Origin of the sequence: Kitasatospora sp. NPDC004615, from assembly GCF_042873545.1 — a bacterium.
In the GTDB taxonomy this organism is placed as follows: Bacteria; Actinomycetota; Actinomycetes; order Streptomycetales; family Streptomycetaceae; genus Kitasatospora.
Genome location: NZ_JBIALQ010000002.1, coordinates 98,480 through 105,727, shown reverse-complemented (window position 1 = coordinate 105,727; position 7,248 = coordinate 98,480). Strand labels below are relative to the sequence as shown.

Genomic DNA, 7,248 nt, shown 5'->3' with positions numbered 1-7,248 from the left:
CGGGGAGCTTTCGGGCAGACGCACGAGCCCCTGCGGGGACGTCACGCAGGGGCTCAGTGCTTGCGGGGGCTTGCCGAGGGGACTCCGGGTCCGTCGGGAGTCCCCTCGGGGAGGTTCTGGCGGCTGTCCCGAGTTCGCAGGGCTTGCCCGGGGCTGGCCGGGAATTCCTGGCTGGCGCCCGTGGGGGATCAGTGGGGTGGCCGGCCCCTGGTGGGGGCAGGTGTCAGCACTCGATGACGTTGACGGCGAGGCCGCCGCGGGAGGTTTCCTTGTACTTGATCTTCATGTCGGCGCCGGTCTCCTTCATGGTCTTGATGGCCTTGTCGAGGGAGACGTGGTGGCGGCCGTCGCCGCGGAGGGCCATGCGGGCGGCGGTGACGGCCTTGACGGAGGCCATGCCGTTGCGTTCGATGCAGGGGATCTGGACGAGGCCGCCGACGGGGTCGCAGGTGAGGCCGAGGTTGTGTTCGATGCCGATCTCGGCGGCGTTCTCGACCTGTTCGGGGGTGCCGCCGAGGACCTCGGCGAGGCCGCCGGCGGCCATCGAGCAGGCGGAGCCGACCTCGCCCTGGCAGCCGACCTCGGCGCCGGAGATGGAGGCGTTCTCCTTGAAGAGCATGCCGATCGCGCCGGCGGCGAGGAGGAAGCGGACGATGCCGTCCTCGTCCGCGCCCGGGATGAAGTTCAGGTAGTAGTGCAGGACGGCGGGGATGATGCCGGCGGCGCCGTTGGTGGGGGCGGTGACGACGCGGCGGCCGGAGGCGTTCTCCTCGTTGACGGCCATCGCGTAGAGGGTGACCCATTCCATCGCGTTGCCGGGGCCGATGCCCTCCGCGCGCATGGCGCGGGCCGCGGACGCGGCGCGGCGGCGGACCTTGAGGCCGCCCGGGAGGATGCCCTCGCGGGACATGCCGGCGGCGACGCACTCCTTCATGACCTCCCAGATCTCGAGCAGCCCGGTCCGGATCTCGGCCTCGGTGCGCCAGGCCTTCTCGTTCTCCAGCATCAGGCCGGAGATGGACAGGCCGGTCTCCCGGGTGAGGCGGAGCAGTTCCTCGCCGGTGCGGAAGGGGTGGCGCAGCACGGTGTCGTCGGGCTTGACCCGGGCCTCGCCGATCGCGTCCTCGTCGACCACGAATCCGCCGCCGACGGAGTAGTAGGTCTTCTCGAGGAGGACCTCGCCGTTGGCGTCGTAGGCCCAGAGGGCCATGCCGTTGGCGTGGTAGGGCAGGGCCTTGCGGCGGTGCAGGATCAGCTCGGTGTCGGGGTCGAAGGCGATCTCGTGGCGGCCCAGCAGGTTGAGCCGCTTGGCGGCCCGGATCCGTTCGACGTCCACGTCGGCCTGGTCGACGTCGACGGTGCGGGGGGAGTTGTTCTCGAGGCCGAGCAGGACGGCCTTGGGGGTGCCGTGGCCGTGTCCGGTGGCGCCGAGCGAGCCGTACAGCTCGGCGCGGAGCGAGGCGACCTGGTCGAGGAGTCCTTCGGTGGCGAGCCGACGGGCGAACATCCGGGCGGCCCGCATCGGGCCGACGGTGTGCGAGGAGGACGGTCCGATGCCGATGGAGAAGAGGTCGAAGACGCTGATGGCCACGGGGTGACGTCCTTGTCTGGTCTCGTGGAGTGGTACGTCCGGTGGGACGGGGGCTGCGCATGGAACGGGGCACCGCGCGCACGTTCCAGTGTGCGTGGTGCCCCGGGGGTTCCGGGCGACCGCCAGGTGTCGGCGGTCACAAGGAGGGGTTACAGCTCGGGGTACAGCGGGTGCTTGGCGGCGAGCGCGGCGACCCGGGCCTTCAGCGACTCGGCCTTGGCGGCGTCGAAGCCCGGCTTGAGGGTCTCGCCGATGATGTCGGCGACCTCGCGGAAGTCCTCGGTGTCGAAGCCGCGGGTGGCGAGCGCCGGGGTGCCGATGCGCAGACCCGAGGTGACCATCGGCGGGCGAGGGTCGTTCGGGACGGCGTTGCGGTTGACGGTGATGCCGACCTCGTGCAGGCGGTCCTCGGCGTCCTGGCCGTTGAGCTCGCTGTTGCGCAGGTCGACGAGCACCAGGTGCACGTCGGTGCCGCCGGACAGGACGGAGACGCCGGAGGCGGTCACGTCGTCCTGGAGCAGGCGCTCGGCGAGGATCTTCGCGCCTTCCAGGGTGCGGCGCTGGCGGTCCTTGAACTCGTCGGTGGCCGCGACCTTGAAGGCCACCGCCTTGCCGGCGATCACGTGCTCCAGCGGGCCGCCCTGCTGGCCGGGGAAGACCGCCGAGTTGATCTTCTTGGCGAACTCGGCCTTGGACAGGATGACACCGCCGCGCGGGCCGCCCAGGGTCTTGTGGGTGGTGGTGGTGACCACGTCCGCGTACGGCACCGGGGAGGGGTGCAGTCCGGCGGCGACCAGGCCGGCGAAGTGCGCCATGTCGACCATCAGCAGGGCGCCGACCTCGTCCGCGATGCGGCGGAACTCGGCGAAGTCCAGCTGGCGGGGGTAGGCGGACCAGCCGGCGATGATCAGCTTGGGCTGGTGCTCCTTGGCGAGGCGCTCGACCTCGGCCATGTCGACCCGGCCGGTCTTCTCGTCGACGTGGTACGCGGCCACGTTGTAGAGCTTGCCGGAGAAGTTGATCTTCATGCCGTGGGTCAGGTGACCGCCGTGGGCCAGGTTCAGGCCCAGGATGGTGTCACCCGGCTGGATCAGCGCGAACATCGCCGCGGCGTTCGCCTGCGCGCCGGAGTGCGGCTGCACGTTGGCGTGCTCGGCGCCGAACAGCTCCTTGACCCGGTCGATGGCGAGCTGCTCGACCACGTCGACGTGCTCGCAGCCGCCGTAGTAGCGGCGGCCGGGGTAGCCCTCGGCGTACTTGTTGGTGAGCACCGAGCCCTGGGCCTCCATGACCGCCACCGGGGCGAAGTTCTCGGAGGCGATCATTTCCAGGGTGGTCTGCTGGCGGTGCAGCTCGGCGTCGACCGCGGCGGCGATCTCCGGGTCGAGCGCGTGGAGGGACTGGTTGAGAACCGTCATGAGGGGGATCTCCCGGTCAGGCGCCGATGAGGGCGTCGTAGCCGTCGGCGTCGAGCAGCTCGTCGGTGGCCTCGACCCGGACCTTGAACAGCCAACCGCCCTCGAAGGGCTCCGAGTTGACCAGGGCCGGGTCGTCGATGACCTCCTGGTTGACCTCGGTGACCTCGCCGGTGGCGGGGGAGAAGAGGTCGCTGACCGACTTGGTGGACTCGAGCTCGCCACAGGTCTCACCGGCGGTGACGGTGTCACCGACATTGGGGAGCTGGACGTAGACGATGTCGCCGAGGGCGTCGGCCGCGTGCGCGGTGATGCCGATCGTCGACACCCCGTCCACGGCGGCGGTCAGCCACTCGTGCTCCTTGGTGTACTGCAGGTGCGTGGGGTTGCTCATGACGTCATTCTCCAGGATCGCAAGAGGGGCGGGCGCGGCCGTCCGCTGGGCGGACGAACCGGAAACGACTGCTGGGACAGCAGGTGAAGGGCTGAGCGAAGGTCAGCGGGCGCGCTTGTAGAACGGCAGCGCGACGACCTGGACCGGCTCGGCCTTGCCGCGCACGTCCACCGCGACGGTGCTGCCCGGCTCGGCGTGCGCGGCGTCCACGTACGCGATGGCGATCGGCTTGCCCAGGGTCGGGGACGGCGAACCGGAGGTGATCCGGCCGATCACGGCGCCCTCGGCGTCCACCACGGAGTACTCGGCGCGCGGGACGCGGCGGCCCTCGGAGACCAGGCCGACCAGCTTGCGCGGCGCCTTGGCCTCGGCCGCGGCGGCGGCCTCCTCCAGCGCCTTGCGGCCGACGAACTCACCGTTGTTGGTGGTCTTGTCGAAGCGCACCACCCGGCCGAGGCCGGCGTCGAACGGGGTCAGCTCGGTGGACAGCTCGTGCCCGTACAGCGGCATGCCGGCCTCCAGGCGCAGCGTGTCGCGGCAGGACAGGCCGCACGGGACCAGGCCCTCGGCGGTGCCGGCCTCGGTCAGCGCCGTCCACAGGTGCTCGGCGTCGGCGGGGGCGCAGAAGACCTCGAAGCCGTCCTCGCCGGTGTAGCCGGTGCGGGCCAGCCAGACCTGACGGTCCGCCACGGTGGCGGGCAGCAGCGCGTAGTACTTGAGGCCGGGCAGGTCGGCGTCGGTGAGCTTGGCCAGGATGCCGTTGGCCTCCGGGCCCTGGACGGCGAGCAGCGCGTAGGCGTCGCGGTCGTCGCGGACGGTGGCGTCGAAGCCGGCCGCGCGCTCGGTCAGGGCGTCCAGCACCACCTGGGCGTTGGAGGCGTTGGCGACGACCAGGTACTCGTTCTCCGCGGTGCGGTAGACGATCAGGTCGTCCAGGATGCCGCCGTCCTCGCGGCAGATCATGGTGTAGCGGGCGCGCAGCACGCCGAGCGCGGAGATGAAGCCGACCAGCGCGTGGTCGAGCAGCTCGCCGGCCTGCGGGCCGGAGACGGTGATCTCGCCCATGTGCGACAGGTCGAACAGGCCGGCCTTGGTGCGGACCGCGAGGTGCTCCTCGCGCTCGCTGCCGTAGCGCAGCGGCATGTCCCAGCCCGCGAAGTCGGTCATGGTGGCGCCGAGCGAGCGGTGCAGCGCGTCGAGTGCGGTGAGGCGGAGGGACACGGCAGGACTCCCGGGATCTGGAAACGGGCAGGCTGGGGCGAACCTCCCCGTCTGTCGTCGAACCTGAGAGCTTCACCGCCATCCGAAAGGATGGCGGTTTGCACCGTGGGTGGGCGCACGGCGCGGCCGTGTCCACTTTCCAGATCTGCCTCGCCCGGGCGGTTAGGGGGCCTGAGAGATTCCGGGGAGGACTTGCTCCTTCGGCGCCGGTCGCGACCTGGTGACGGTCGTTCCGGCTCTCCCGCGCGGGTTCGAGCGGCCGGTATGAAGTTTGGGCGGGCCCATCATGGCATGCCGGGACCCGCTGGTGGGAGTGGGGTTCGGCGGCGGCCGCCGCGGGGGACCCGCGCGCGCCGCTAACCTGATCGCAACCGTGAGTGTGGAGGGGCGAGATGAGCATCCCGCTGGGGCAGGTTCCGGAAGGCGGGAGCTGGCCGGCCAACGAGCTGGAGCAGGTGCTGATGGCGGCCCTGGGCGATCCGGGGGCGACACCCCGGGTGATCGAGGTGCTGGCCCGCAGCCAGGTGTGGATCCCGCTGCCGTCGGGCGCCGATCCGCAGTCCGGCGAACTCGACCTGCCGACCCTCGAACTGGCGGGCGCGCCCTACGTGCCGGTGTACAGCTCGCAGGAGCTGTACCTGCAGCACGTGCCGGGCATCCCGTTCGCGATCGCCCCGATGTGGGAGTTCGCCCGGGGGCTGCCGCTGGGCATCGGCATCGCGGTCAACCCCGAGGCGCCGGTGGGCATCCCGGTGCCGCCGGAGGGCGTGGGTGAGCTGCGGCGCGGGCCGCGCGGCGACCAGTGGGAGGCGCAGGGCGTCACCGAGGGCGCCAGGGTGGCGCTCAAGGAACCCGAGCCGCACCAGGAGCCGCTCGCCTTCCTGGCCGCCGCGACCGGCGAACTCGCCGCGCTGCCGGGCGTGTTGACGGCCCGCCGGGCGCTGGCCCGGGTGGAGGGCGAGTCGACCCTGCTGTACGTCGGCGTCCAGCTGGACCCGGCGGCCCCCGCCGACCCCGGCGACGTCAATCTGGCGCTCGGCCGGGCACTCGGAACCGCGGCGCCGAGCTGGGGCGTCCACCTGGTGCTGCTCGACGTGGTCGCCGACCCGGTGGTGGACTGGATGCTGGGGCGGGTACAGCCCTTCTACGTCAGACCGTGAATCCACCGGATGTCCGGGACGGCGGCATGACGGTTGTCGGGCGCGCCCCATAGGGTTGCCCCGGCACACCGCCGCGCGGTGGACGGGTGGACGAGGGAAGTCGAGAAAGAGGCGACGACGTGACGGGAGTAGCCGACGACCCGGGCGCGATCGAGCGCGCCCTCGCAGCGGTCGCACCGGAGCGCTGGGACGCGTACGAGGGGCTGCTGCGCGCCCTCGCGGGCGGTCAGGTCTGGATGCTGCTGTGGCACGGCAGCCAGGGCAGCCCGGACGCCCAGTACGGGAACATGGACGTCGGCGGGCACGGCTACGCGCCCTGCGTGACCTCCCCGGGGCAGCTGGCGGCCAGTGGCTGGGCGCGCGGCCACGAGGTGGTGTCGGGGCCGGAGATCGCCGGCTCCCTGTACCGCTCCCGCTGGGGCCTGTGGCTGGACCCGCACCGCCCGGGCGGCGGCATCGGCGTACCGTGGGCCGACCTGCGGCGGATCGCCGTCGGCCTGGACCGGTTGCCGGCCGGGCCGCTGCGGATCTCCGAACCGGCCGGGCAGGCACCGCAGTTCTTCGCCGTGCTGGAGCAACAGGCCGCCGAGGTGCGCCCGTTGCGCTCGCTGCGCCGGGCCTGGGTGCAACCGGTGCTGGGCGAGCCGTACTTGGCGATCGGTCTGGACCTGTACGACACCTCGCCGCCGGCCGTGGAGGCCGCCCGGGCGCTGGTGCAGCGGGCCGCCGCGCACGCCCCCGAGGGGCCGGCCGTGTCGACCGTGATGATGGCCGACGAGTTCGACCCGGTGGCGATGTGGCTGTGGGCCAACGCCCGCCCGTTCTTCGACCGGCAGGGCCCGCCGCAGTCCTACACCACCGGTTTCGGTTACGCAGCGCAACCGCCGGCCGGGCCCGCGCCGGGCTGGCCGCAGCCCCAGTGGCCGGGATATCCGGGTCGCTGACCCTACCGCGACAGAACGCCGGAAGACCCCCGTACGAACCTTCTTTCGAAGGTCGGCGGGGGTTTTTCGCTGTCCGGCCCTCTACGCGCGCCACCACGGCGTCACCTGGCGTTTCCCCGCCACTGGCGGGGTGTCGTCAGTGTGCCCCTTGACGTGTGAGTGACGGCTGTGTGAAGAGCGATATGCCAGCGCAACGAAAGTGCATGCGAGCAGATCACAGTTAGGCATCCTTCGCCATGGGGGTCTTCCGTACGGCACATCCCATGACAGAGAGTGCTGCCCAATGCGGAGCGCGAGACGATCCTCACGAAGGTGAACGTGCCGCCGCCACAGCATGAACCGCACGATGCGCATCTCCGTGCGGCAGCACCATGCGCGCCGGGGCACTCCGCCCGGCGTCGAACGGCACCACCCCGCAACGCCCTGCTTGCCAAACGCACTTCTGCACCGCCGCAACGGCACCCGGCACCACCGCAACCGCTCTGCCTTCCGCACCAAACGCGACTCCGTGGGCCGGCCACCG

Annotated in this window: 6 protein-coding genes and 1 riboswitch; of the genes, 2 read left to right on the top strand and 4 right to left on the bottom strand. The window is 71.7% G+C overall.

What is annotated here, in order from left to right; translation table 11 throughout:
• Positions 1-223 precede the first annotated feature (223 nt).
• The 4 genes from ACFYS8_RS07410 to gcvT form a co-directional block, all read right to left on the bottom strand.
• Positions 224-1,591 carry an L-serine ammonia-lyase gene (locus ACFYS8_RS07410; protein WP_387637117.1) on the bottom strand — a complete coding sequence of 456 codons (1,368 nt, stop codon included), beginning with the start codon at positions 1,589-1,591 and terminating at the stop codon, positions 224-226.
• Positions 1,592-1,740: 149 nt separating this feature from the next.
• Positions 1,741-3,009: a serine hydroxymethyltransferase gene (glyA, locus tag ACFYS8_RS07405; protein ID WP_387637114.1), complete on the bottom strand. Its 1,269-nt coding sequence runs from the start codon at positions 3,007-3,009 to the stop codon at positions 1,741-1,743.
• A gap of 16 nt (positions 3,010-3,025) precedes the next feature.
• A complete protein-coding gene (gene gcvH, locus ACFYS8_RS07400; RefSeq protein WP_387637113.1) occupies positions 3,026-3,400 on the bottom strand; it encodes a glycine cleavage system protein GcvH in 375 nt (124 codons plus the stop codon).
• A 102-nt stretch (positions 3,401-3,502) separates the two neighbouring features.
• A complete protein-coding gene (gcvT, locus tag ACFYS8_RS07395; protein WP_387637110.1) occupies positions 3,503-4,621 on the bottom strand; it encodes a glycine cleavage system aminomethyltransferase GcvT in 1,119 nt (372 codons plus the stop codon).
• 149 nt (positions 4,622-4,770) lie between these two features.
• A riboswitch (glycine riboswitch) is annotated at positions 4,771-4,875 on the bottom strand.
• A gap of 138 nt (positions 4,876-5,013) precedes the next feature.
• Between gcvT and ACFYS8_RS07390 the strand changes: the two genes are divergently transcribed.
• On the top strand, positions 5,014-5,781 hold the full coding sequence (locus tag ACFYS8_RS07390; RefSeq protein ID WP_387637107.1) for an enhanced serine sensitivity protein SseB: 768 nt from the start codon (positions 5,014-5,016) through the stop codon (positions 5,779-5,781).
• 119 nt (positions 5,782-5,900) lie between these two features.
• Entirely contained in the window at positions 5,901-6,725 is an 825-nt protein-coding gene (locus tag ACFYS8_RS07385) for an enhanced serine sensitivity protein SseB C-terminal domain-containing protein (protein ID WP_387637105.1), read from the top strand.
• Positions 6,726-7,248: the final 523 nt, after the last annotated feature.